At 67.6% G+C, this 23,264-nt stretch carries 29 protein-coding genes; 11 read left to right on the forward strand and 18 right to left on the reverse strand.

The window, feature by feature from the left end:
* Positions 1 to 69 precede the first annotated feature (69 nt).
* Positions 70 to 696 (forward strand): TetR/AcrR family transcriptional regulator, encoded by a 627-nt coding sequence (locus JOF56_RS05335; RefSeq protein ID WP_245378158.1) that lies wholly within the window; start codon positions 70 to 72, stop codon positions 694 to 696.
* On the opposite strand, the gene JOF56_RS05340 is transcribed toward JOF56_RS05335, so the two are convergent.
* Positions 693 to 2,144, reverse strand: coding sequence for a serine/threonine-protein kinase (locus tag JOF56_RS05340; RefSeq protein ID WP_209635119.1), 1,452 nt, complete (start codon positions 2,142 to 2,144; stop codon positions 693 to 695). The genes JOF56_RS05335 and JOF56_RS05340 overlap by 4 nt on opposite strands.
* An 88-nt stretch (positions 2,145 to 2,232) precedes the next feature.
* A complete protein-coding gene (locus tag JOF56_RS05345; protein ID WP_209635120.1) occupies positions 2,233 to 3,138 on the reverse strand; it encodes an AurF N-oxygenase family protein in 906 nt (301 codons plus the stop codon).
* Between the two features lie 63 nt (positions 3,139 to 3,201).
* Here JOF56_RS05345 and JOF56_RS05350 point away from each other — a divergent pair, with 63 nt between their 5' ends.
* Complete coding sequence (locus JOF56_RS05350) at positions 3,202 to 3,903, forward strand: TetR/AcrR family transcriptional regulator (protein ID WP_209635121.1); 702 nt, start codon at positions 3,202 to 3,204, stop codon at positions 3,901 to 3,903.
* A complete protein-coding gene (locus JOF56_RS05355; protein WP_209635122.1) occupies positions 3,900 to 4,208 on the forward strand; it encodes a DUF4873 domain-containing protein in 309 nt (102 codons plus the stop codon). Before JOF56_RS05350 ends, JOF56_RS05355 begins: the two co-directional genes overlap by 4 nt.
* Before the next feature lie 461 nt (positions 4,209 to 4,669).
* On the opposite strand, the gene JOF56_RS05360 is transcribed toward JOF56_RS05355, so the two are convergent.
* On the reverse strand, positions 4,670 to 4,900 hold the full coding sequence (locus JOF56_RS05360; RefSeq protein WP_209635123.1) for a DUF3107 domain-containing protein: 231 nt from the start codon (positions 4,898 to 4,900) through the stop codon (positions 4,670 to 4,672).
* 37 nt (positions 4,901 to 4,937) lie between these two features.
* Entirely contained in the window at positions 4,938 to 5,609 is a 672-nt protein-coding gene (locus tag JOF56_RS05365) for a ferritin-like fold-containing protein (RefSeq protein WP_209635124.1), read from the reverse strand.
* Between the two features lie 270 nt (positions 5,610 to 5,879).
* Between JOF56_RS05365 and JOF56_RS05370 the strand changes: the two genes are divergently transcribed.
* From JOF56_RS05370 to JOF56_RS05380, 3 genes are read left to right on the forward strand one after another with little or no spacing between them, the layout of a single operon-like run.
* Positions 5,880 to 7,481 carry a DEAD/DEAH box helicase gene (locus tag JOF56_RS05370; RefSeq protein ID WP_209635125.1) on the forward strand — a complete coding sequence of 534 codons (1,602 nt, stop codon included), beginning with the start codon at positions 5,880 to 5,882 and terminating at the stop codon, positions 7,479 to 7,481.
* A 41-nt stretch (positions 7,482 to 7,522) separates the two neighbouring features.
* Positions 7,523 to 8,872: an Rv3212 family protein gene (locus JOF56_RS05375; protein WP_209635126.1), complete on the forward strand. Its 1,350-nt coding sequence runs from the start codon at positions 7,523 to 7,525 to the stop codon at positions 8,870 to 8,872.
* Positions 8,869 to 9,747: an alpha/beta fold hydrolase gene (locus JOF56_RS05380; protein ID WP_209635127.1), complete on the forward strand. Its 879-nt coding sequence runs from the start codon at positions 8,869 to 8,871 to the stop codon at positions 9,745 to 9,747. The genes JOF56_RS05375 and JOF56_RS05380 overlap by 4 nt, the downstream gene beginning before the upstream one ends.
* Here JOF56_RS05380 and JOF56_RS57685 read toward each other — a convergent pair.
* The 6 genes from JOF56_RS57685 to JOF56_RS05410 are packed head-to-tail and all read right to left on the reverse strand — an operon-like array spanning position 9,744 to position 13,504.
* Entirely contained in the window at positions 9,744 to 10,349 is a 606-nt protein-coding gene (locus JOF56_RS57685) for a hypothetical protein (RefSeq protein WP_245378159.1), read from the reverse strand. The two genes, JOF56_RS05380 and JOF56_RS57685, sit on opposite strands and share 4 nt — an antisense overlap.
* A complete protein-coding gene (locus tag JOF56_RS05390) occupies positions 10,346 to 11,179 on the reverse strand; it encodes a RecB family exonuclease (protein ID WP_307854931.1) in 834 nt (277 codons plus the stop codon). Before JOF56_RS05390 ends, JOF56_RS57685 begins: the two co-directional genes overlap by 4 nt.
* Positions 11,180 to 11,189: 10 nt before the next feature.
* Positions 11,190 to 11,819: a MarC family protein gene (locus JOF56_RS05395; RefSeq protein WP_209635128.1), complete on the reverse strand. Its 630-nt coding sequence runs from the start codon at positions 11,817 to 11,819 to the stop codon at positions 11,190 to 11,192.
* A 46-nt stretch (positions 11,820 to 11,865) separates the two neighbouring features.
* Entirely contained in the window at positions 11,866 to 12,726 is an 861-nt protein-coding gene (locus JOF56_RS05400) for a PHP domain-containing protein (RefSeq protein WP_209635129.1), read from the reverse strand.
* A gap of 34 nt (positions 12,727 to 12,760) precedes the next feature.
* Complete coding sequence (locus tag JOF56_RS05405) at positions 12,761 to 13,321, reverse strand: PH domain-containing protein (RefSeq protein WP_209635130.1); 561 nt, start codon at positions 13,319 to 13,321, stop codon at positions 12,761 to 12,763.
* Positions 13,322 to 13,339: 18 nt separating this feature from the next.
* Entirely contained in the window at positions 13,340 to 13,504 is a 165-nt protein-coding gene (locus JOF56_RS05410; protein ID WP_209649131.1) for a hypothetical protein, read from the reverse strand.
* 143 nt (positions 13,505 to 13,647) lie between these two features.
* On the opposite strand from JOF56_RS05410, the gene JOF56_RS05415 reads away from it, so the two are divergent.
* Positions 13,648 to 14,073, forward strand: a complete 426-nt coding sequence (locus JOF56_RS05415; RefSeq protein ID WP_209635131.1) for an NUDIX hydrolase — start codon at positions 13,648 to 13,650, stop codon at positions 14,071 to 14,073.
* 6 nt (positions 14,074 to 14,079) lie between these two features.
* Here JOF56_RS05415 and JOF56_RS05420 read toward each other — a convergent pair whose 3' ends face one another.
* Both JOF56_RS05420 and JOF56_RS05425 read right to left on the reverse strand, forming a co-directional pair.
* Entirely contained in the window at positions 14,080 to 15,177 is a 1,098-nt protein-coding gene (locus tag JOF56_RS05420; protein ID WP_209648023.1) for a DUF2332 domain-containing protein, read from the reverse strand.
* Positions 15,174 to 15,677 (reverse strand): MaoC family dehydratase, encoded by a 504-nt coding sequence (locus JOF56_RS05425; protein ID WP_209635132.1) that lies wholly within the window; start codon positions 15,675 to 15,677, stop codon positions 15,174 to 15,176. Before JOF56_RS05425 ends, JOF56_RS05420 begins: the two co-directional genes overlap by 4 nt.
* A gap of 288 nt (positions 15,678 to 15,965) precedes the next feature.
* On the opposite strand from JOF56_RS05425, the gene corA reads away from it, so the two are divergent.
* Both corA and JOF56_RS05435 read left to right on the forward strand, forming a co-directional pair.
* Complete coding sequence (gene corA, locus JOF56_RS05430) at positions 15,966 to 17,042, forward strand: magnesium/cobalt transporter CorA (protein WP_209635133.1); 1,077 nt, start codon at positions 15,966 to 15,968, stop codon at positions 17,040 to 17,042.
* A gap of 73 nt (positions 17,043 to 17,115) precedes the next feature.
* Positions 17,116 to 17,259, forward strand: a complete 144-nt coding sequence (locus JOF56_RS05435) for a hypothetical protein (RefSeq protein ID WP_209635135.1) — start codon at positions 17,116 to 17,118, stop codon at positions 17,257 to 17,259.
* A 75-nt stretch (positions 17,260 to 17,334) separates the two neighbouring features.
* Here the strand turns inward: JOF56_RS05435 and JOF56_RS05440 are convergent, their stop codons facing one another.
* From JOF56_RS05440 to JOF56_RS05450, 3 genes are read right to left on the reverse strand one after another with little or no spacing between them, the layout of a single operon-like run.
* Complete coding sequence (locus JOF56_RS05440; RefSeq protein WP_209635136.1) at positions 17,335 to 18,153, reverse strand: ESX secretion-associated protein EspG; 819 nt, start codon at positions 18,151 to 18,153, stop codon at positions 17,335 to 17,337.
* Positions 18,134 to 18,508, reverse strand: coding sequence for a hypothetical protein (locus JOF56_RS05445; protein WP_209635138.1), 375 nt, complete (start codon positions 18,506 to 18,508; stop codon positions 18,134 to 18,136). The genes JOF56_RS05440 and JOF56_RS05445 overlap by 20 nt, the downstream gene beginning before the upstream one ends.
* Before the next feature lie 14 nt (positions 18,509 to 18,522).
* Entirely contained in the window at positions 18,523 to 19,716 is a 1,194-nt protein-coding gene (locus JOF56_RS05450; RefSeq protein WP_209635141.1) for a hypothetical protein, read from the reverse strand.
* A gap of 176 nt (positions 19,717 to 19,892) precedes the next feature.
* Here JOF56_RS05450 and JOF56_RS05455 point away from each other — a divergent pair, with 176 nt between their 5' ends.
* Together JOF56_RS05455 and JOF56_RS05460 are read left to right on the forward strand one after the other, a co-directional pair.
* Positions 19,893 to 20,564 (forward strand): metallophosphoesterase family protein, encoded by a 672-nt coding sequence (locus JOF56_RS05455; RefSeq protein ID WP_209635143.1) that lies wholly within the window; start codon positions 19,893 to 19,895, stop codon positions 20,562 to 20,564.
* The gene (locus JOF56_RS05460; protein WP_209635145.1) at positions 20,554 to 21,390 is read left to right on the forward strand and encodes a chromosome partitioning protein ParB; all 837 of its coding nucleotides are present in this window, start codon (positions 20,554 to 20,556) and stop codon (positions 21,388 to 21,390) included. The genes JOF56_RS05455 and JOF56_RS05460 overlap by 11 nt, the downstream gene beginning before the upstream one ends.
* A gap of 1 nt (position 21,391) precedes the next feature.
* Here JOF56_RS05460 and JOF56_RS05465 read toward each other — a convergent pair whose 3' ends face one another.
* The 3 genes from JOF56_RS05465 to JOF56_RS05475 form a co-directional block, all read right to left on the reverse strand.
* A complete protein-coding gene (locus tag JOF56_RS05465; protein WP_209635147.1) occupies positions 21,392 to 22,369 on the reverse strand; it encodes a hypothetical protein in 978 nt (325 codons plus the stop codon).
* 98 nt (positions 22,370 to 22,467) lie between these two features.
* Positions 22,468 to 22,905: a type II toxin-antitoxin system VapC family toxin gene (locus tag JOF56_RS05470; protein ID WP_209635149.1), complete on the reverse strand. Its 438-nt coding sequence runs from the start codon at positions 22,903 to 22,905 to the stop codon at positions 22,468 to 22,470.
* Entirely contained in the window at positions 22,902 to 23,228 is a 327-nt protein-coding gene (locus JOF56_RS05475; RefSeq protein ID WP_209635151.1) for a transcriptional regulator, read from the reverse strand. Before JOF56_RS05475 ends, JOF56_RS05470 begins: the two co-directional genes overlap by 4 nt.
* Between the last annotated feature and the right edge of the window lie 36 nt (positions 23,229 to 23,264).

The following is a 23,264-nucleotide window of genomic DNA, read 5'->3' on the forward strand; positions in this document are numbered from 1 at the left end:
AGACAACCATCGGACAGTGAATATCCAGGATTCGGTTCTGGATGCGTACCGGCGAGTAAGATTTGAGCCATGTCGGAGACGATGGCGCAGGGAACCAAGGGCGCGCGGCTGCCCCGGACCGCACGGCGCGCGCAACTGCTCGCCGCCGCGGGTGAAGTGTTCGCCGCCAACGGCTACCACGCCGCCGCGATGGACGAGATCGCCGAGCGCGCCGGTGTCAGCAAGCCGGTGCTCTACCAGCACTTCCCCGGCAAACTCGAGCTCTACCTGGCGTTGCTGCAGACCCACGCGGACGAGCTGATCAACGGCGTGACCGGCGCGCTTGAGTCGACCACCGACAACAAGCTGCGTGTCCAGGCCGCCGTGGGCGCGTACTTCGACTTCGTGGACAGCGAGGGCGAGGCGTTCCGACTGGTGTTCCAATCGGACATTCGCGGCGAACCGGTCGTGCACGAGACGATCGAGCGCGCGACCAAGGCCTGTGTGGACGCCATCACCGCCACGATCACCGCGGACGCGGGCATGGACGTGGAACGAGCGCGCCTGCTGGCCGTGGGCCTCGTCGGTGCCAGCCAGGTCGCCGCCCAGTCATGGCTGGCCAGCGACCGTCCGATCGAGAAGGCCGAAGCCGTGAAGCTGATCTCGACGCTCGCGTGGCGCGGCATCGGCGGCGGCTACCCCCTGCAGCACCCCTAACGCGACCAGGGGTACGTCTTGCCGAGCCGCCGCTGCCGCATGACGGCGGCGGGGACGAACGTGACGACAGCGAACACGAAGGCCCTCGCAGCCGAGTCGTTGTGGGGCGAGAGGGTCGCCAGCCCTGCCAGGAACCCCGCGCCGGCGACGATGAACAGGAAGACCTCGATCGCCCGGTGTATCCCGGTCATGGGCTGCGGCGGCTTGTCCCACCGGATGCCGGTGCGGACCGTCCACAACTTGCGCAGGCCCAGCCGGCGTTGCCGCAGGACAGCGCCCAGGTACAGCATGGCGAACGCGAAGACGAAGCTCATCCCGATGTCGTTGCGCGGGAACCCGGCGACCGCGCTGGCCAGATGCTGGCCGAGCAGCAGCAGGCCACCGCAGATCAGCAGGCCCTCCACGATCGGCGCGGCAGGGGTGCTCACGGGACGGCTCACTTCGGCGGCCGGTGCCTGCGAGACAGCCTTGGTCTGTTTCGGCTTCGGGTCCGGTTGCGGCTTCGCCGGTGCCGGGTCGCCCGTCGTGGCTGCCGGGCGGCCGGAGTCGGCGTCGGCCAGCGGGTCGCGGAACGGGCGCGTCGGGTCCATCAAGGCCTCGGGCCGGACGGGCGTCCTGCCTACCAGCAGGATGAGCCGGTCGTAGACCTCTCGTGCGTGCGCCGGCCTGTGAGCCGGTTGTTTGGCCAGCATCCGGTCCACCAGAGCCGTCAGTTCGACGGGCAGGTCCGGGCGGATGTCCCGCAGCGGCACGGGCCGCTCGGCGTAATGGCGCTGCATCAACGCCAACGGCGTCGGCGCGTCGAAAACACGCCGGCCGGCCGCCAATTCGTAGAGCACGCAGCCCAGCGAGTACAGGTCGCTGCTCGGGCTTGTCTGTCCCATCGCCTGCTCAGGCGACATGTAGGCCGGGGTGCCCAACGCCTCGGACGTCAGGGTCAGCCGGGGCACGCCGGGATCGCGCAGGACCGCGATGCCGAAGTCCAGGACCTTGACCTCACCGGCCGGTGTGATCATCACGTTGCCCGGTTTGAGGTCCCGGTGGACGAGCTGAGCCGTGTGCGCGGCACTGAGCACGGCGGCGATCTGCGCGCCGATGGCCGCGATCCACTCGCCCGGCATCGGCCGGTTCGCAGCCTGGAACTCCGCGAGATCCATGCCTTCGACGAGTTCCATCACCAGGTACATGTCGTTCTGGTCGGCTCCGGTGTCGTGCACGACCGGCACGCCACGATGGTTCAGGCGCGCGGTCATCCGGGCCTCACGCTCGAACCGGACCGCCAGCGCGTTCGCGTCGCCGCCGGGAACGAATGCCGCCGGACGCAACAGCTTGACCGCGACGCGGCGGTCCAGCCGGACATCCCAGGCTTCCCAGACGTCGCCCATGCCGCCACCGCCGAGCGGCCTGCTTAACCGGTAACGGTCGCCGATCACTCGTCCCGTGCTCATTGGTCTCCACTGCCGTGGGTGATTCCCTTCCCACGCCAGTTTGCCCGCTTTCGCCGCCCGACCGGAAAACTTTCCTTGTTTCCGCTGGTCAGAGCAGGTGGGACCGGCGCCACCAGTGCATACCGGGGGCCGCGACGAGGCCGGCCTCGGTCAGGAACTTCATGATCCGCTCCCCCGACCAGCGCAGCGTTTCCTGGTGGTGCGGGTTCTCCAGAGCGACCGCGTGCGCCTGCTTCGGATCGAGACCGACGGCCGCGTAGACGCGCGGGTTGATCAAGCTGCGGGTGATCGAGAACGCCACCGTCGCGATCAGCAGCCGCTGGTACGGCAGCTCCCATTTGCGTAGCTCGGACATGCCGCGCACGACTTCCTGCCGGGCGAACGTCACGTGCCGGGCCTCTTCCAGGACGTGAATCCGGTTGACCATGCGCACAAGCGGCTGGACGTTCTCGTCGGCCATGCTCTCACGCTGGATCCGGTCGAGGATCTCCTCGGCGATCAGGATCGAGCCGTACAGCGCGGGGCCGTAGCCGACAACAGGAAGCAGCTTGCCGAGCTGACGCAGGATCGGCGGCGGGCCGTACGCGGGAGCACCGACCTTCTCGATGGCGCGGGCGAACATCGTCGAGTGACGGCATTCGTCGGCGATCTCGGTCAGCGCGTACTGGGCGTGTCTGCTCGTCGGATCGATCCGGTAGACCTCCTTGAGCAGCATCTGCATCAGCAGCACCTCGAACCAGATGCCGTTGCTGGCAATGCTGGCGACCTCGTGCTTGCCCAGTTCGACGCGCTGCTCAGGCGTCATGTTGTCCCACAGCTCGGTGCCGTACAGGGAAATCCGGTGGTCGGGCGCGTAGTACTTGCCGTCCTGCAACGGCGCGGCCCAGTCGATGTCCACCTCGGGGTCGTAGAACTTGTCGGCTGACGAGTTCAGCAGCCGCTCAGCGGTCTTCTCACGGTCGGAACCCTGGGCAACTCGCAACGCGCGGCTCATCGGACACCCCTTCTCAGTACGCGTTACCGGAAGTAACAGTTACTTCTGGTAGCATGCTCCGACATGGGCGAAGGTGTCAAGGGACACGGTGACGCACGGCGTGAGCGCTGGCGGGAACACCGCGCGGCCCGCCGGGCCGAGTTCGTCGAAGCGGCGCTGCGGGCACTCGACGAGCACGGCCCCGACCTCGGCATGGACCACGTGGCCAGTGCCGCCGGGGTGACAAAACCCGTGCTGTACCGGCATTTCACCGACAAGGCGGACCTGTTCGTGGCGCTCGGCCAGCGCGGCACCGAGATCCTCTTCGAACGGCTGATCCCGGCGATCAACACCGAAGAGGCGCCCGTCCCGCGGATCCGCAAGAGCCTGCACGCGTTCTTCAGCGTGATCGAGGACTACCCGAACCTCTACCGGCTGCTCGCCCGCCGCTCCTTCGGCGACCGGCCGCTGGAGTCCGACCCGGTGCGCGAGGACAAGGAGATGATCGCCGCGGCGATCACCAGCCTGCTCGGCGACTACATGCGCGCGCTCAACCTCGACTCCGGCGCCGCCGAACCATGGGCGTACTCGATCGTCGGCATGGTGCAGACCACCGGCGAATGGTGGCTGGAGCGCCGGTCGATGACCCGCGACGCCGTCGTGGAGTACCTGACCACCATCATCTGGGCCGCCATCGACGGCTACCTGCGCCAGCACAACATGCAGCTCGCCCCGGACAAACCGTTCGAAGTCAACAAGGTCGTGCAGTTGAGGAGGGTGCAGTGACAGAGGAACACGACGAAGAGGGCTACACCGGGCCCGCGACCCTGCTGGTGCACGACACCTCGCTGGCGGTCGAAGTGGAGCTACGCGGCTACTTCCAGCCGATCGACGGCTACTACCGCTGGTACGGACGCGTGAAGGCAAACCCAGAGCTGAGCACTCTGCTGGGCGGCAAGAAAACCCCGGCGCAGCTCACAACCCCGCAGGGCGAAGCAGGCGGCGAACTGTCCGATCCAGACCCATGGGACCGCTACCGGATCATGGGCACCAGCCGCCCGCCATTCACCACCGACCTGACAACGCTATAGCTGGTCAAACCGGTCCAAAGGCGAGCCCCGGCAGCCTCCGGCCCCCGGAATCCAGACCAGGCAGGAAGACCGACGGTTCCGGATGGTGGCGGGCTTCCGATGTGGATGGGCGCGCACTGTGGACAGTTCGCAGTAGTGGATCTTGAGTCCACCGAAACTGTCGGTCCCCACCGGTAAGCTGGATTCCGGGGGGCCGAGGGCCGCCCCAAGACTCAGCATCAGCAGGTCAAAGGCATGGTCGTGGCAAGGCTAGCGGGCGACCTTCTCCGAGTTTGCCTCCAGGTCGGGTTGCCCGAAGGCTGGTGCCGAACCGGCGATGGAGCCGAATGCGATGAGCGTGGCAATGGCTACCGTCAGGATTCTCTTCATCGGCTCAGCATGGCGGAGGCCATTGCAGTCGCCGGAAACGCAGCAGCCCGGTCTGGCCCTCGCGGGCCGGACCGGGCTGTAGCCGGCCTGCTTCAGGCCTTGACCGTGAAGCCGACCTTGCGGGTGTCCGCGGTGCCGATCTCCACGTATGCCACGCGGGCCGCAGGGATGATGTAGCGGCGGCCCTTCTCGTCCACGAGGGTCAGTTGCCCCGCGGGGTTCTTCAGCGCGTCGGCCACCAGCGCCTCAACCTCGTCCGGCGTCAGGTTACTGACGAGGAGCAGCTCCCTGGGGCTGTCCACCACGCCGATCTTGACCTCCACGCTGACCTCCAGCTAGTACCGTTCAACCCCGGCAAGATTAGCCGAGTCCGAGGGCGGTCATCCGCTTGCCGTGGGCCTGCTGCAGCCGCCGGAACAGCGCCGCGATCCCGGCGAGGTCCCCGGACCCGGTGACGATCAGCTCGGTCAGCCCGTCGCGTTCCGCCACGATGTACTGGGCCTGCGTCAGGCCTTCGCCAAGCAGGCGACGCCCCCACAGTGTCAGCCTGTCACGCAGAGCCCGGTCCGCCTCGCACGCCGCCCGGACTTCGCGCTCAGCGAACGCGGAATGCCCTGTGTCGGCGAGCACATCCAGCACCAGCTCCTTGGTCGACTCGTCCAGCCAGTGCGCCAGCTGGCTGTAGAGGTCCGCCGCCAGGCCGTCGAACACGTACGCCTTCACCAGCGACTCGTGCCAGCTGCGCGGCGGGGTGGACGCGTGGAACGCCTCGAAGTGCTGGATGAACGGCTGCATCGCGTCGGCGGGCTGCACCCCGTGCCCGGTCAGGTACGACTCGATCTTGCTGTAGTGCCCGATCTCGGCCGCCGCCATCACCGCCAGCGCCGCCCGGCCCTCGATGCTCGGCGCGCTGCGGGCGTCCTCCGCCAGCCGGTCGAACGCCGAGAGCTCGCCGTACGCCAGCACGCCCAGTAGATCAACTACACCGTCCCGCAGCCGGGAGGATTGCACGACCGAATCAGCCTCGCTCATGTCGGTGAGCGTAACGAAGCGACAGCCCAGGTAGACTCGGTGTGACGCCCGGCGTACCGAAGTACGGAAAACGCCGTGTGGCGACGTTTTGCAGACCGTGACGGCACGGCTCGTCACGTGGAGGGTGTGTGCACGCCACGCTGGCCCTCCCGCGCCGACGCACCCCAGCGTCCGGCAGCGGTCGAGCGGCCCGACCAGGGCAGTGCGCACTGGTAAAGAGAGGCGATCACCCTGAGTTCGACCCGGAACGACACAACAGAACTAGATCCGGTGGCACTGGAGCACAGCGAGGCGGGAGTCCCGGACACGGACACCTCCCACCCGCTGACCGCCGGTGCCCCGGTCCGATCCGACTCCCCGACGTTCGCCGAGTTCGGCGTCCGCGAGGAGATCGTCAAAGCGCTCGTCGCCGCCGGCATCGAGCGTACGTTCGCCATCCAGGAGCTGACGCTGCCGCTGGCGATGGCCGGTGAGGACATCATCGGCCAGGCCCGGACCGGCACGGGCAAGACCCTGGGCTTCGGCGTACCGCTGCTGCACCGCGTGCAGACGCCCGGCGACGGCACCCCGCAGGTGCTCGTCGTGGTCCCGACCCGCGAGCTGTGCCTGCAGGTCGCGCACGACCTGACCGACGCGGGCAAACACCTGGGCATCCGCCTGCTGGCCATCTACGGCGGCCGCCCCTACGAGCAGCAGATCTCCGCGCTGCGCAAGGGCGTCGACGTGGTCGTCGGCACCCCGGGCCGCCTGCTTGACCTGGCCGAACAGCGCCACCTGGTGCTCGGTAAGGTCCGCGGCCTGGTGCTCGACGAGGCCGACGAGATGCTCGACCTGGGCTTCCTGCCCGACATCGAGCGCATCCTCGGCATGGTGCCCGACCAGCGGCAGACCATGCTGTTCTCGGCCACGATGCCCGGCCCGATCATCACGCTGGCCCGCACGTTCCTGCGTCAGCCGACCCACATCCGGGCCGAGGAGAACGACCAGGGCGCCGTCCACGAGCGCACCAGGCAGTTCGTCTACCGCGCGCACTCGCTGGACAAAGAGGAGATCATCGCCCGCGCCCTGCAGGCGGAGGACCGCGGTCTCACGATGATCTTCGCGCGGACCAAGCGCACTGCCCAGAAGGTCGCCGACGAGATGACCGAACGCGGGTTCGCCGCGGCGGCCGTGCACGGTGACCTGGGCCAAGGCGCGCGTGAGCAGGCGCTGCGGGCATTCCGGTCCGGCAAGGTGGACGTGCTGGTGGCCACCGATGTGGCCGCCCGCGGGATCGACATCGACGACGTCACCCACGTGATCAACTTCCAGTGCCCGGAGGACGAGAAGACCTACGTGCACCGGATCGGCCGCACCGGCAGGGCCGGGCGCGAGGGCGTGGCCATCACGCTGGTCGACTGGGACGAGGAATACCGCTGGAAGACCATCAACGACGCGCTCAAACTGGGCAAGCCGGAGCCGGTGGAGACGTACTCCACCTCCGAGCACCTGTTCGCCGACCTGGGCATCCCCGAAGGCTCCACCGGTCGGCTGCCGCTGGGCATGCGCACCCGCGCGGGCCTGGAGGCCGAGCCGGAAGAGGACCTCTCGGGCGGCAAGAAGCGCCGCAGCAGGCGGGCCGGATCGCGGACACGTTCCCGCAGCAGCAGCGCCACCGAGGCCCCAGCGACCACGACCGAGGGCGAGGAGCGCCCGCCGCGGCAGCGTCAGCGCAGGCGTCGTCGTGCCGGTGCGGAGGTCACCACGACCAGCTCCAGTGAAGAGGTTCCTGCCACGCAGGAGCCGAGCACGAAGAGCGAAGACGCGCCTCGCCGCCGTCGTCGCCGTCGCGCGGGCGTTGAGGTATCGCCTGACGCGGGCGAGTCCTCGTGAGTACCTTGATATAGGACTTACGAGCTTTCGAGGAGGACGACGTGCCGGACCCAACCGAGCACGATGGGCACGGCACGCCTTCCGAAGACGTCCTTGACGGACCGGTCCACGAACCGCCGCCGAGACAGCCCCGAACGTCGTTCCACCGGCGCGGGGACTTCGTCGCGGTCGTGGTGATCATGGTCGCGGTGGTGGTCGCGGCAGTGCTGCTCGGCACGTCGAGCGACATCGAGGCGACCACGTCGCAAACCGGCCCGCAGCAGATCGAGACGCCGGAAGCGCCCAGCACACTGCCGCCTTCGTTCGGCGAGGTGTGGCGGGCGCCCAGCGGCGCCACCCAGGCTCCTGTCGTGGCCGGCCCGACTGTGGTGACCGGCGACGGCAACGAAGTCCTCGGCCGTGATCCGTTGACCGGCAAGACACGCTGGCGGTACGCCCGCGACATTCCACTGTGCACAGTCGGATCCGCATGGGGCGACGCGATCGCCGTGTACCGCAGGACTTCCACGGCACTGCCGGAAGGCGAGACCTACCACGAGGGCAACTGCAGCGAGGTGACCACGCTCAAAGGCGCCGGCGGTGAGCGGGACCGGCAGCGCAACGGCGACGCCGAACTGGACACCCGGCTGCTGTCCGACGGCGTGCACGTCACCGCCACCGGCAAGAAGCTGATCAACACATGGCGCAGCGACATGGTCCTGACCATGCAGTACGGCACGGTCCCAGACCTGGTGAACCCGGACAAGCAGCCGCGCGTCGGCTGCACGTACGGCTCGATCGCCGTGACGCAGGGCCGGATCGCCGTGATCGAGCGCTGCCAGTCGAAGACCGATCCCACCGCGACAGAGGACGACCGCCTGTCGGTCTACAAGCCGACAGCCAAGGACAGCGACAACCCTTCGGTCGACTTCAGCAACACGATCGGCGTCAAAGGCGCGCGGGTGGTCGCGATGAACGAGACGTACATCGCCGTCGCCATGCCCAACCCGGCCAGGCTCGTCGTGTTCGACGGCACCGGCAACGAGATCGCCTCGTACCCGTTGACGATCCCCGCGTCCGACCTGGCCGGCGACCCGCCACGCGAGGTCGTGCCGACCGCCAAGGGCAACGGCGCGGTGTTCTGGTTCACCGGTTCGAAGACCATCGCACTGTCCACAACAGACTTGCGTCCACTATGGACCATCGATGGCACGCTGGGAGCCGGCACGACGTACGCGGGCTACCTGTTGCTGCCGGTCAAAGATGGGCTCGCGGTGATCGACCAGGAGACCGGCGCCCGCATGGCAACGACGCAGGTCAACCGGGACAGCTACAACGGACCGGTGGAGATGGCCACACTCGGGCCGGTGGTGCTCGAACAGCGCGGACCGACTTTGGTGGCATTGCGATGATCAGACGTGGCTCACAGGTCGGCCCCACCCGGGCCACCCGGATCGACCTGCCCGGGCGCTACGGCACCCTCGCCGCGATCCGGTGCCGGGTTTCCGGCCAGGCACCGATCGCGCTGCTCGTCCCCGGCTACACCGGGTCCAAAGAGGACTTCACGCCGCTGGTCGACCCGATCGCCGACGCCGGTATCGAACCGATCGCGATCGACCTGCCCGGCCAGTACGAGTCCCCAGGCCCGCACGAGCTTGAGGCGTACCTACCGGCCTCCCTGGGCACCCTGGTGGCCGAACTGGTCGGAAAACTCGCTGCCGACGGCCGTCAGGTGCTGCTCGTCGGCCATTCGTACGGTGGCTTGGTCGCCCGCGGCGCCGTGCTCGCAGGCGCACCGATCCGTGGTCTCACCCTGCTGAGCAGCGGGCCCGGCGAACTCCCGCCCGGACCGCGGCGGCAGATGCTCGACCTGGCCGAACCCGTACTGCGTGATCAGGGCGTCGGCACGTTGGTGAAATTCCGTGAGGCCCTCAACCAGAACGACCCACTCTGGCAGGCCCAGCCGGATGAGCTGAAGGACTTCCTGCGCGAACGATTCCGCCTGACCAGTGCGGAATCACTGCTGGGCATGGCCGCGGGCCTGCGCACCGAACCCGACCTGGTCGACATCCTCGCGCGGCAACTGGAAACCACAAGCGCTTCCTGCCTCGTGGCCTGCGGAGCCGACGACGACGCCTGGCCTGTCGCCGCCCAACGCGACATGGCCGAACGTCTCGACGCCGACTTCGCCGTGATTCCTGGGGCCCGCCACTCCCCCGCGATGGAGAATCCCGAGGCCCTACTGGGAATTCTGCTGGCCACCTGGCGGATGTGGCTCGCCGGCTAGATCCACCAGAACAGCACCAGGATCGCGACCACAGTCACACCAAGGCCAAGCCCCGCAAGCAAAGCAGGCCTGCCGCCACGCCGGTCGACGATCCGCTGAGCGGCAACAGCCAGCGCGGCCCCACCCAGATGCCCAAGCAGCACAACAATCCCCAAGCCCGGCATCCCGTTGACCCACGCAACCACCTGCAGCACAAGAACAGCTGTCGCAAGCAGCACAGTCCCCACCGCAAGGGCGCCAGCCACCTCACGCCAGAACCGCCCTCGCTTCCGCGGCGCCGAACTGCCCTGAGCAACCTGCTGCACCATCTCAGGCCGATGCCGCCTTGCCTGCTGCTGACCGGCTTGTTGCTGTGCAGGCAACTCAGCTGTCGGCCCATCATCCGGCCGAGGCTGCTCAGCGGCCCCGCCAAGACCTTCACCAGTCAGCTTGACAGTCCGCCGCTCCGGCACAGCCCCACTGTCCCCGCCACCCGACGACTTCGCCGAGTCAGCAGCAGTGCTGGAGGGCTTGGCTGGTAGTTCGGTGGTTTCGGCGCTGTCGGGCAGTTCTACCGTTTTGCCGATGATGGGCAGTTCGTCCGTGGTGGGTTCGTGCCTCATGGGGGCAACATTCCCCACGGTGTGGTCGGTGGGCCCGCGGCCTGGCCTTCGGGGCAGTGGCGGCGGAAGTCGCACCAGGAGCACTGGCGGCCTACCTGGGGCGGGAACAGAACGTCCTGGTCGCCACCTGCCTGGAGGGTGTCGGTGGCGAGTTGGAGCTCGTCGGCGGCCTCCTCGGCGCGGGTCTGGTGGCGGGCAAGGGATTCGTCGGTGTGCTCCCAGACGGCGACTGAGCCGCTGGGCAGGTGGTGCAGTTCGACCTTGCGGCACTTGCGGCGCAGGGTCCTGGTTGTGGCGATGCAGTACAGCGCGAGGGCTTGGGAGCCGCGGGCATCGTCGGTGGTCAGCGCCTGGCGCCCGGTTTTGTAGTCGACGATCACGAGTTCGCCCGCGCGGTCGTCGATGCGGTCGACTCGACCCTCGGCCACGATCGTGCCGGCCGGTGCGGACACCCAGCGCTCGAGACCGACCGGGTCGATGGACACGTCGGCCTGGCTGAGGTAGTCCGCGACCCAGCCCTGGGCACGGTCGCGGTAGGTCGCGGCTTGCGCCGAGTCGGCGAAACCGTCGTCCTTCCAATGGGTTGTCACCAGCGCGGCACCGGTTTCGGGCGTGCGCTTCTCCAACGGTAAGTCGAAGAATGCGCGCAATGCGTTGTGCACCACGGCACCCAGGGTGCTGTGCGCATACGCACCGCCGCGCTGCGGCGTCGGGCGGTCCACGTACGTCATCCGATAGCGGCGTGGGCAGTCCGCCCACGTCGCCAGCTTCGACGGCGTCACCCGTACGAGCTTCTTCGGCATGCTGTCGAATCCGAGCTGCCCTTGCACAACCCCCAAGTTACCCGGACCCACTGACAAAACCGCGCACGGCGTCGGCAAGCAGTTGCACCGCGATCGCTGCCAGCAACAATCCGGCGATCTTGGCAAGCAGCACGATCCCGCTCTCCTTGATCAACCGGATCACCAGGCCGGAGAACCGCAGGCAGATCCACAGCAGGAAGTGCACCGCGAGAATCGCCAATGCCAGCGCTACATACGACCCGGTCTTTCCGTCGGCCTGACGCACGAACACGATCGTCGCCGCGATCGCGCCTGGTCCGGCCAGCAATGGCGTGCCCAGCGGCACGAGGGCGACGTTGACGTCCTCGACCTCCTGCGGCTCCGCGGTGCCGCGACCGGTCAGCAGATCGAGCGCGATCAGTAACAACAGCAGGCCGCCGGCGCCCTGCAACGCGGGAATCCCGATGTGCAGGTACGCCAGGATCGCCTGGCCGCCGACGGCGAACAGCGTGATCACCGCCAGCGAGACCAGCACCGCCTGGCGCGCCGCACGTGCCCTGGCCAGCCGCGACTTGCGGCCGACCAGGCTGAGGAACACCGGGATGGTGCCCGGCGGGTCCATGATGACGACCAGGGTGATGGTCGTCGCGGTGAACAACCGCGCATCGAAGTAGTCGGTCAGCGCCACCGGCCCATCCAAACAGGACCGAACCGAAACCGCTGGTAGCGGCCCCCTACCCGGGCAGGACCGGAACGCCCGATGTCCGGGTGATCAGGGCGTCGAGGGCCTCCGGCGAGGTCGACTCCTGGCCGATGCGGATCGTCTTGTTGGTTCCGTGGTAGTCGCTCGACCCGGTCTGCACCAGGCTCAGGTCTTCGGCGAGTGCGCGCAGTTCGGCGCGGGTGGCGGGGTCGTGGTCCGGGTGGTCGACCTCCAGCCCGGTCAGGCCGGCCGCGGCGAGCTCCTTGATCACTTCGGCGGTCACAGTGGGGCCGCGGTGACGTGCGAACGCGTGCGCCAACACGGTCACGCCGCCCGCGTCGGCGATCATCTGGATCGCGGTGTGCACAGGCGTGTCCCGGCGCTTCACGTGATAACGCCCACGTGTGTTGAGGAACTTGGCGAACGCCTCGTCGACCGACGCCACCAGACCGGCGGCGACCATGGCCATGGCCAAGTGCGGACGGCCGGCGGGCGAGTCCGCGGGCAGCCCGGCCATCAGGGCGGCCGGGTCGATCGGGTACCCGTCCTCGGCCATCAGTTCCGCCATGCGCTCGAGGCGGACCCGGCGCTCGGCCCGCAGTCGCGACTGCTCAGCCACGATTGTGGGCGCGGACGGATCGAACAGGTATGCCAGCAGGTGCACGGTGACCGTTCCACCGCGCCCGTTGGGCGAGGCGCACGACAACTCGGCGCCTCGGATCAGCGACAACCCAGGCGGAAGCGCCGCCGCGGCTTCGTCCCAGCCGGCTGTCGTGTCGTGGTCGGTCAGCGCGACCACGGACAGGCCTGCTGCGGCCGCGGTGGTGATCAGTTCCGTAGGGGTGTCCGTGCCGTCCGAGACGGACGAGTGCGTGTGCAGGTCGATCACCATGCACCCAGTGTGCTGGATGCCTGGTGACGACCGGTCAGCCGGCGTTCTTCTTGCCCAAGGCCGCCTTCTTGGCCTTGATCATCGAGAACCGTTCGGCCTGTGCCTTCTTGTCGCCGAACACCAGCTCCGAAATGGCGTCGTAGACCTGCTCCGGCTTGGGTAAATAGGCAATCTTGTTCAAGGCCTGGATCTGCCCGGCCGACTCCACGACCATCGTTCCGTAGCCGAAGAGCCTGCCTACCCATGAGCGCTCGTACGTGAGGTCCGTCACCTTGCCGATCGGCATCATCAGGACCTTCGTGGTGAACACGCCAGTGGTCATCATGAACCGCTTGTCGGTCACCACGATCCGCTCCACCCACCAGTCAAGCACCAGGTAGGCGAACCGGAGCAGCACAATGAGCGCCGCGTACCAGAGCACGTTCTGCAGTAACCACATCGACGGCGGCAGGACGTAGGAGATCATCACGGCTACGGCAAGCAGCGCCGCCGCCTCGAAGATGTCCCACGCCAGCGCCGACCAGTGCCGGCGCACCCGGATGACTCTTCGTTCCGAGTCGAGCAGGTACTCGTCTGGGTCCCTGGGCGCGAACATGTGTCCAGTATCTCGCGCCTAGCCCTGGAATACACTACGGACGAAAGTAATCAGCGCCTCCGCCGCATCCTTGAGCGTGTCGATGATGGATGTCACTATGCCCGCAGACTGCGTCGGCTGAGTTACCAGGAAGAACACGAGCAAAGCGACTCCGGTCAACACGAGAATTTTCTTCGTGTTCACGACGACCAACCCCGTCCTTCTCCGCACCCAATGGCGCCTGTTGAAAACCGTTGTACCGCACCAGGTGGGCGGCTGACGAGAGTTGTACAGCACTCGGAGCACACACCTGGACCGGCGGGCGGATATCGCTACGCTGCGTGTTCGTGCAAGGTGGACCGATTCGTAAGATCAGGTGCGTCGGAGGGGTGACCCACGACACATATGGACGCCTTTTGATGGTTCGGCGGGCCAACGACCCCGGTCGCGGACTGTGGTCGATCCCCGGCGGCCGGGTCGAACCCGGTGAGTCCGATGCCCTCGCTGTGGCCCGTGAGCTGCGAGAAGAGACCGGATTGATAGCTGGAGTAGGCCGTTTGGTCGGCACGATCACTCGTCCGGCTGCGAGCGGTTTGTACGAGATCCATGACTACGAATGCCACGTGATCGGTGGCGTTCTGGCCCCCGGTGACGACGCCGCCGAGGCCGCTTGGATCGACCTGGCGACGTTCACCACACTCGAACGGACGAATTTGCTCACCGAGGCGCTCGGTCCCACACTCCGGGACTGGGACATGCTGCCTCGCGCATGATTTTCCCTACAGCCACACCAGGCTTTGGCCGTGCGCGCTGGTGCGTCCCAGCACTCGGGCATCCGGTTTCCCGGACTTCCAGTGCACGAGCCCGAGCACGCCCCACATCTCGTTGTGCCGGCCCTCCAGATCGCTCCGGCCGGGCAGGAAGTACGTCATCGCGGCCAGGTAGTGCTCCTGGCTGACCCACCAGACCGGCCTGGAGGCCCCCAGCGCCGCCACAGCGGCCACGAACGCCTTGCGCCGGTCATCCGGCAGGTACGGCAGCACGTGGCTCGTGAGCACGACGAGAGGCAGCTCAGCGGGGATTTCCGCGGCGGCCTTGGCGAGGTCGTCGATGGCGTCCCCGGTGACGAGCGTGGGCGGGTCCTTGACCTGCATCTCGGCCGCCACGCGCAGCCGCCGGGAGCGCTCGGGCTGATCGGCCCAGACGCACGCCTCCAGCCACGCGAGCTCCTCCTCGTCGCTCAGGTCGATCGGCCGGCGGTCCAGCCCGACCTTCGCGGCGACGTTGAGCTTCTTCGGCAGCCTCGGCAACGGCCTGCCGGACACCGAACAGGTCAGCACCAGCGGCGTCTTGGCCGGACCGGCGTTGACCTGTTCGCCCGACTCGTTCTGGTACCGGAAGCCGTAACGGTCCACGCCCAGCAGCAGGCCGCCGCTCGTGCCGACCTCCAGCAGCCCGATCGGTCCCTTGGCCTCCTTGGCGGCCTGCGCGATGGCGGGAAAGACCGTCGCGGTCCGGCGCACCTCGTTGGTCTGCGTGGTCCGGGTCGCGATCAGCTCGCGCATCTTGTCGGCCCGAGCCAGCACGAACTCCCGGAACAGCGGCCAGACCTGGTCGTCGGGGCCGTAGCCGCCACCCATGGTCAGGTAGTAGTTCGCCAGCGGGATCCACGGTTCGGCCTGCACCAGCCGCTGGGCGGCGGCGAAGAACAGCGTGCCGTGCGCGAAGTCGTCCGGCGCCGCGGTCAGCAGCCCGGCGACCTCGTCGTCGTCCTTGGCCGCGTGGCCAAGCAGCTCGTAGAGCGGCGAGATCCCGGCCGCCTCGCTGACGGCGAAAGTGGCCAGCCGCTGCTTGGCCCGCTCGAGGGATGTCATCAGACCACGGGCTCCGGGCGACCTGGCTGCTCACCGCCGCGCGCGTCGCCGTACGAGCGCTTGGGCACCATCACCTTGCGACGAAAGACACACACGACGGTTCCGTCCTGTTTGTACCCACGAGTCTCCACGTAGACCACCCCACGGTCGTCCTTGGACTTCGACGGAGTCTTGTCCAGCACTTCGGTCTCGCCGTAGATGGTGTCACCGTGGAACGTCGGCTTGACGTGTTTGAGCGATTCCACTTCGAGGTTAGCGATCGCCTTGCCCGACACGTCCGGCACCGACATGCCCAGCAGCAGCGAGTAGATCAGGTTGCCGACCACCACGTTTTTGCCGAACTCGGTTGTTTCGGACGCGAAGTGCGCGTCCATGTGCAACGGATGGTGGTTCATGGTGATCAGGCAGAACAGGTGATCGTCGTACTCGGTGACCGTTTTACCAGGCCAGTGCTTGTACACAGCGCCGATCTCGAACTCTTCGTAGTAGCGGCCGAACTGCACTTGGCGTACCTCCGTGTAACGCTGGCGATGGGCGAGGACGACAGTCTGGTTGCACAGGGAGTATTCTGTGCAACTGGTGTGTGAGCGACTCCACCGCTCGCACCACCCGACCCAAGGAGGTGAGGACGCTCGTGAGTGGCACAGATAGCGCGCCGAGTACCAACAGCGTCTCCTCCGGGCGGGTCAAGTAGGCCCAGCGGTACCGGCCGGGACGCTCCGAGGCCGGGGAGGACTGAAGGTCCCCTCGGCGTGATGCACGCCCGTAGCACGACACCCTGGAGGCCCCACATGGCTTCGATTCGCCCGCTGGGCAATCTGCGCGGAAAGCCGGACCGGCGCGTCACGCCGCCGCTGCCGGTGCCGTTGTCGGCGTACGTCGTGAACTGCGGGATCTACCGGGACGGCAAGCGTGTGCCGGGCCGGTGGACGCACGCGGAGGCCATCGCCGAGGTGCGCAAGCACGACGAGGGATTCGTCTGGATCGGCCTGCACGAGCCCGACGGCGAGCAGATCAAGGGCATCGCCGACACGTTCGGCCTGCACGAACTCGCGGTCGAGGACGCGGTGCAGGCGCACCAGCGCCCGAAGCTGGAGCGCTACGACGAGACGTTGTTCATGGTGCTCAAGACAGTTCGCTTCGTCGAGCACGACACCCCGGACACCACCAACGAGATCGTCGAGACCGGCGAGCTGATGGCGTTCCTGGGCAAGGACTTCATCGTCACGGTCCGGCACGGCAACCACTCCGGCCTCGCGTCGCTGCGCGCGGAACTGGACAAGTCTCCCGACCGCCTGAAGGTCGGCCCGGCAGCGGTGCTGCACGCCATCGCGGACCGCGTGGTGGACAGCTATCTCGATGTGTCCGAGGCATTCGAGGACGACATCGAGGAGATGGAAGCCGCGATCTTCGCGCCGCGCTCCCGGGTCAGTGCCGAGCAGATCTACCTGATGAAGCGTGAGGTTCTCGAGCTGCGCCGCGCGGTCACGCCGTTGGCCAACCCGTTGCGCCGGCTGGCCGAGGGCTACACACCGCTTGTCCCCGAGCAGGTGCGGTCGTACTTCCGTGACGTCGACGACCACCTGACCACAGTGTCCGAGCGCGTCATGGCGTTCGACGAGTTGCTCAACACACTGGTCGACGCGACCCTGGCGAAGATCACGCTGCAGCAGAACACCGACATGCGCAAGATCACCGCGTGGGCGGCGATCATCGCGATCCCGACCATGCTGGTCGGTGTCTACGGGATGAACTTCGACTACATGCCCGAACTGCACTGGAAGTTCGGCTATCCACTGGTGATCCTCGTGATCCTGGTGGTCTGCGGCTATCTCTACCGGGTCTTCCGGAAGAACCGATGGCTCTAGCCGGGCAATGACGCCCGGCTGCTGCACGGTCCCTTCCCCCGTCCACCCCCTGATCCCGCAGGGAGGTCACATCGTGTCCCGGCTTCTGTTCAACCCACTGTTCTGGGCGATCGCCATCATCCTGACCTGGATGGTGTTCGTCACCATGTCGATCGCCAGCAACCCCGAGGGCGCCCGGGCGCAGACCCTGCCCGCCTCCGAGGTCGCCGCCCACTAACCCAGAGGTTCTTGTGCCCCCAATGCCACATTGGGGGCATCCAGCGTCCCCAATGTGGCATTGGGGACACAACGACTAACGCAGTACCGAAGCGAGTTTTCGCAGGGATGAGCGGATCTCGTCGAGGGCGAACGGGTTCACGCTCATCCATTCGCCGTCGCCGGCGAGCTGGTAGCGGCCGTGCTCGGTGTCCAGCCAACGAACCTCGTCACCGACACGGTCCCAGTCGTCGGCGGGCCCGGACCTGCGGGCCACACCGGCCTGGCCATTGCCGAGCACCGGCTGCATGTACTGCACCATCCGGCGTGACACGCGGTCGCCGACTCCGTTGCGGGCAAGGATTTCCTCGACTTGGTGCGGTGCGAGCCGGTTCGGCTTCGTCTCGTCGTCGGCAGGCATGTCCGCGATCATCGCTTCGAACGCGGCCTGCAAAGCCTTGCGCGGCAACGTGAACGGCGTGGTCTGGGCGGCGTCCAGGCGCGGGACGATCCGCACCAGCTCCTCGACCGCCTCGTCGAGCGACACCTGTCGCAGCACGACAGTCCCGAACGGATCGGCGGCGCGCTGCACCACGATCAGCGCGTCGCTCCGGTCCACCAGAACGACCGCACCGACCGTGGTCTTCTCCTGTGCCACAACCAGATCCAGCACGCCGCTGCCGAACCGCAGCAGATGCACGAACTCGTCGGCCAGGCCCAGCGGGCCCTCGTCGTCGGCGAGCCCGCGCTCGGCAAGCTGCTCACGGGCGCCACGGAACATCAACGCCCGTTCGGCATCTGTGCGGCCCGTCTCCGGGATCTCCAGCGGGAACGGCGGTTCGACTTCGGCGAACGTGCAGAGCAGGTCGACTTCGACCGGGTGCAGCGCGACGTCCTCACTCACGGAAGCGGTCACGCCCGGACGCGTCCGACTCCTGGTACTTCGCTGCGGTCCGCTGGGCGCCATCGACGAACTCCTGCAGGTTGGCCAACGCGGTCTCGAGCTGACCGGCCAGGCCGTTGTCCCCGGCGATCCGGTCGGCGAACTTCTCCGAGAGCTCCCTGGCCGGCGGGCTGGTGCCGAGCTTCGGCGCCAGCGCGGGGTCACGGAACTCCTCCACCTCACGGCGGACCTCGTCCAGGTCGGCCCGTACCTGGGCCACGGCCGCGGCGAAGTCACGCACCTGCTCGGGCGAGACCTCCCAGCCGTGGCCCGGGGCGATCGCAGCCGGTGTGCCGGCCGAAGGCTTCGAAGGGTCGTCGTCGTACATGGCGGAAATCCCCTCTACAGCCCGATGACCGGCGGCGCGGCCTTCAGGTCACCGGTGAACAAGTCCTCTTCCATCGGGACCCGGCGCTTGTGCTCCTGGTCCTCGTCCTTGCGTGCGCCGCCGCCGGCGCCCATCCCGCCCGGCCCGTACCCGCCAAGCCCGCCGGCGGCTCCGGCCCTGCCGAACCTGTTCGCACCACGCTCGAGATCCCCGCCGCGTCCGGCACCCGCGCCCGCCATCGGCGGCATCATGCCCGCACCCAGGCCTGCGCCACCAGCGCCACCAGCGAACAGCCGGCTGTTGCGCGCGGCCTCGTCGCCCAGGGAACCGAAGCCGACCCCGGCACCACCACCAGCGCCGAGCGGGCCGACACCGGTCAACGAGCCCCAACGGGAGCTCGGACTGTCCGCAAAGGACGGTACGGTGCCGCCGATACCGGGGTACTGCCAGCCCGGGGTTCCCGGGCCACCGCCCGGATTCGGCGGGAGGCCACCGCCAGGCGGACGTTGACCGGGCGGCAACGTGCCCACGCCGCCGTCACCACCACCAGGCCGGTTCCAGATCGGGTCGATGATCCCGTCCGCGGGCTCGGTGAACTGCGGCGTCGCGCGGTCGATGCCCAGGATCGCGGTCTCGTACCGCGTCATGGTCTGCACGGCCTTGCGCTTCAGCTTCTTCTTGCTGTTGCCGAAGCCGAACGCGCTAGCGATCCCGCCGAGGACCGCACCAGCGGCCGCGCCGAACGGACCGCCGACCGCGAACCCGGCTGCGGCAGCGCCACCGGCAGTGCCCAGCCCGGACCAGAACCCGCCCTTGGGCGCGCCGGGCATCGTGCTCTGCGCGGACCGCAACGCACCGCCTGAGTCGTCGACGGGCTCGGCGATCCGGGTCGCCACGTCACCGATGTTCGAGATCCACTTGGAGTTGCGGGCCACCGTGCTGGCGGCCGCCTCGGCACCCGCACCGGACCAGAACTGCATCAACGTCACCAACGACCGCTGCAGGTTGTCCGAGCTGGCGGTGAGCTTCTGGCCCTGCCTGCGCCAGGTGTCGGCGAGAAACTGCAGCTGCGCCGGGTTGGCGTCGTTGGCCACCATCTTGATCAGCGACTCAAGGCTGTAGCCGCCCCAGTTCGTGCCGCCGGTGACGTAGTGGTCGCCCACACGACGGCTCGCTCTGGCGCCCCGCCCGCCCTGAGTGCCGAGCATCCCCTGCACCTGCTGGAGAAGTCCCTGGTAGAAAGGCCCGAGCCCGCCTAAGACCCCACTCTGATCTGCCTGCACCGGTGTGTCCTCCCTAGGCCACAACAGTCCGTTTCGTCGCTTACCGTAGTGCACCCTCGCGCCCCGGGCGACGGCCTTATTGCCGTCGTACGCTCAAGGCCGTGACCAGGGTACTGACCGTGTCCGACGAAGTGGTCGAATCGCTGTGGACAGACCAGGTCCGCCGCCATTCGGTCGATCTTGTGCTGGCGGCCGGCGACCTGCCCTTCGACTATCTGGAGTACTTGGCCAACGCGCTTGAGCAACCGTGTGTGCTGGTTCCCGGCAACCACGACGCCGACCTTGGTGGGTTCGCCCGCAAACACGGCTTGTGGCTGCGTGACGGCTTTCCCGCTCGCTGGCCGGGACCTCAGGGCTGGCTGGACACCGACGGCCGGATCGTGGACGTGGCCGGGCTGCGGATCGCCGGGCTGGGCGGCTCGATCCGCTACAGCGAAGGTCCGAACCAGTGGACCGAGCGACAACAATCACGGCGGGCGAATCGGCTCGTCAGGGCCGCGCACCGCAGGTACCGTCGAGACGGACGGGGCGTCGACGTGCTCCTGACGCACTCGCCACCGCGTGGTCTGGGGGACCGCGAGGACCCACCACACAGAGGTTTCCGTTGCCTGCACGACGCCGTGCGCAGGATCCGGCCGGCTTTGCTGCTGCACGGGCACATCCACCCACACGGGGAGAACATCCCTGAACTGCGGCTCGACTCGACCAGGGTCGTCAACACGGTCGGCTACCGGATCCTGGACATCCAGCCAGGAGGAGATCATGCCCGCTGACACCGGTTTCCCCAGTGCCGACGCGGAGAACGACTTCCTGCGGGCCCGCCGCGGACAGGTGCTGTCCCGGCTGGCGGCGTGGCTGCGCCGCGAACCCGACGACGTCAACATCATGCTGCCGTTCGACGAAGTGGTCGACGCGCTCGGCCGGTCCGGCGAACGCAGACTCGGCCTGCAGGTGATCCGCCTGGACTCGATCGTCGGCAGCATGGACCGCACCCACGACTTCGACCGCCGTTTCCGCCCGACATCCGGGCGGCTACGCGAACGCTGGCAGCGACTGGCCCTCGCCCAGCGCCGCGGTGAACCGATCCCGCCGATCGAGGTCTACCGGGTCGGTGACATGCATTTCGTGTCCGACGGGCACCACCGGGTCTCAGTGGCACACGCGCTCGGCCAGGACACGATCGAGGCGTATGTCACGCAGGTGCAGACGAAGATCTCCGCGAACGGCATCCGCTTCCGGGGTGACCTGATCGTGAAGAACGACCGGCGCCTGTTCCTGGAACGCGTCCCGCTGTCCGGGCCCGCCCGCGCGGCCATGGTCCTCAGCGACCCGTGGGCGTACACGATCCTGAGCGAAACCGTTGAGGCCTGGGGATTCCGGCTGATGCAGGACGAGTGCAGGTTCCTCAACCGCGCCGAGGTCGCCGCCCGCTTCTACACCGAGGAGTTCGAACCCGTGGTCGGCATGCTCCGCCAGGCAGGCCTGGTCGGCAACCGGACCGAGGCAGAGGCCTACCTCGCGGTGAGCGAACAACGCTACCGGCTGATGCGCACGCACCGCTGGGACGACGAGGTGATCGAAACCTTGCGGACACGGTGAACTAGCGCTTCGGGCCGGCGACTCTCTCGGGTAATGGCCGTACTTCGTCCATGAGCCGGTCTGCGTAGTTGTCCAGCAGTCTCGTGCCAACCTGTTGCGCGTAACCGAAAAGCACTGCCCAGAGCAACAACGCGGCCTGCGATCCGACATAGACGATCCCGCTGACCAGGCCCGCTCCCAACGCGAGCAGACCGACGGCCGAAAGCGCGGCGCCGAGCAGGATCTTCACCAACGCCTGGTAGCCGACCAGGACGTACGGCGAAAGATCCGGCCGGCGCCGGATGAGTAAGAGCACCACCGAGATCGTCGCGCCCAGCGCACCGAACAGCTGGACCATCCACACATCCCAGCCACTCGGCGTGGCGCTTCCCGTGGGGCACAACGCCTGCTGCAAAGCCAGGTTGGGCGGCATGCACATCGGGACCACGCCGGGCTTGAAGATGCCGATCAGACCGAGCACGGTGTTCAGCACGAACAACGCCAGGCTGATGACAATCAGCTTGTTCCGCAACGCTCTCGCAGCCGCGTGCGAATCGTCCGACGCGTCGAACGCCGCACGCATCGCATCGATCACCATCGCCTTGTCGGGCTCCGGCTGCTCCATCGCCTGTCTGCGCGGGTCTGTCTCGTCGAGGTACATCCGGACCCGGGCCCGCAGCCCGGGAAGCTTCGCCGGAAGGTCAGGATCCGCTGCCGCCAAATAGATCTCGGCCTCATGCAAGGCTCGCCACGCACGCTCGATGTGCCAGCCCGACCACCACGACGCACCCGACCGCCACCACTTGTTGTCCGCACTGCGCAATGCCGCGTCGACAACTTCCAACGACACCTCGGCAGCCTTGCGCGCCACCTCCGTGGCCTCCGCGGCCGGCAACGCCGCCAGATCGGCCCGCACGCGCCGCGCCCGCGACTCGACCGTCAGCTGCCAGTCGGTGACATCAGCCCCGACCTGCCAACCGACCGTGACATTTTCCACCATGATCGCTCACCCCTCGTACATGGTGGCACTGCCCTCTGACACTTTCCGGGGCCGATCGAGTGACATTTCCGCAGGTCAGCACGGATCAGCCAGACGGCCTAGTCCGGGATCAGGGCGAATCCCTCGGCCGCGGCGGCTTCACGCAGCCGCTTGTCCCATGCGGCGAATTCGGTGATCTCCGGTGCGGTCTCGGCCGCGAGGATGGCCGAGGCGAGTTGGATCGAGTCAAAACCCCGCAACCTGTGCTTGCGAGCCAGCCGTGCTCCCGCTTCGAGCACTACGGGAGTCACGCGCACCGGGCTGAACACACGTGGACCGTCATCCAGGTGGTGGTACTCGCGCTCGAACAAGGACTCCAGCACCGCGGCTTCCCGATGACTGATCTCCCCCATTCGCTCCTTGCCCCACAATGCGGCAGAAACTTCCACCCGGGCGAGTTGTGAGACGACGAGGATCGGGATCTGGCGAATCAAGTCCTGTCCCGGTTCCTTGGCGTAGCGCTTGACCACGGCCGAGGTGTCAGCGAATACAGTCACCCGCCACGCCCCTCGCTGACGATGTCGGACAGGCTCGTGCCCCGACCCGCGGCTGCCATGGCCTGCTGAATCTCCTCTTCGGAGGCATGAACCTGGTGCTGCTGGAGTTCGGCCCGCATCCTGACATCCAGCTCAGGCACGACCAGATCGACCCTGGCCAACTTCTCCCTGATCCGGGTGTACTCGTCGTGAGCCAGGTCGGGATTGGTCGCCGCCTCCAGCACCATGGTGATGTAGTCGTTCATGCTGCGCCGATGGTCTGCGGCCGCCTTGCGGACACGCTCCACTAACGCTTCCTCTGCCCGCCAGCTCACCTGCGTCATGCTTGCATGCTAGCAGTGTGCTGCCATGACAGCAAC

It is taken from the genome of Kibdelosporangium banguiense, assembly GCF_017876405.1.
Lineage (GTDB): Bacteria > Actinomycetota > Actinomycetes > Mycobacteriales > Pseudonocardiaceae > Kibdelosporangium > Kibdelosporangium banguiense.

Coding starts and splice junctions, on each gene's coding strand:
- JOF56_RS05350 (WP_209635121.1), top strand. CDS start 3,202: ATGGGCGAAGGTGTCAAGGGACACGGTGACGCACGGCGTGAGCGCTGG.
- JOF56_RS05365 (WP_209635124.1), bottom strand. CDS start 5,609: ATGAGCGAGGCTGATTCGGTCGTGCAATCCTCCCGGCTGCGGGACGGT.
- JOF56_RS05445 (WP_209635138.1), bottom strand. CDS start 18,508: ATGTACGACGACGACCCTTCGAAGCCTTCGGCCGGCACACCGGCTGCG.
- JOF56_RS57685 (WP_245378159.1), bottom strand. CDS start 10,349: ATGAGGCACGAACCCACCACGGACGAACTGCCCATCATCGGCAAAACG.
- JOF56_RS05475 (WP_209635151.1), bottom strand. CDS start 23,228: ATGACGCAGGTGAGCTGGCGGGCAGAGGAAGCGTTAGTGGAGCGTGTC.
- JOF56_RS05335 (WP_245378158.1), top strand. CDS start 70: ATGTCGGAGACGATGGCGCAGGGAACCAAGGGCGCGCGGCTGCCCCGG.
- JOF56_RS05460 (WP_209635145.1), top strand. CDS start 20,554: ATGCCCGCTGACACCGGTTTCCCCAGTGCCGACGCGGAGAACGACTTC.
- JOF56_RS05345 (WP_209635120.1), bottom strand. CDS start 3,138: ATGAGCCGCGCGTTGCGAGTTGCCCAGGGTTCCGACCGTGAGAAGACC.
- JOF56_RS05380 (WP_209635127.1), top strand. CDS start 8,869: ATGATCAGACGTGGCTCACAGGTCGGCCCCACCCGGGCCACCCGGATC.
- JOF56_RS05450 (WP_209635141.1), bottom strand. CDS start 19,716: ATGCTCGGCACTCAGGGCGGGCGGGGCGCCAGAGCGAGCCGTCGTGTG.
- JOF56_RS05340 (WP_209635119.1), bottom strand. CDS start 2,144: ATGAGCACGGGACGAGTGATCGGCGACCGTTACCGGTTAAGCAGGCCG.
- JOF56_RS05405 (WP_209635130.1), bottom strand. CDS start 13,321: ATGTTCGCGCCCAGGGACCCAGACGAGTACCTGCTCGACTCGGAACGA.
- JOF56_RS05465 (WP_209635147.1), bottom strand. CDS start 22,369: ATGGTGGAAAATGTCACGGTCGGTTGGCAGGTCGGGGCTGATGTCACC.
- corA (WP_209635133.1), top strand. CDS start 15,966: ATGGCTTCGATTCGCCCGCTGGGCAATCTGCGCGGAAAGCCGGACCGG.
- JOF56_RS05400 (WP_209635129.1), bottom strand. CDS start 12,726: ATGGTGATCGACCTGCACACGCACTCGTCCGTCTCGGACGGCACGGAC.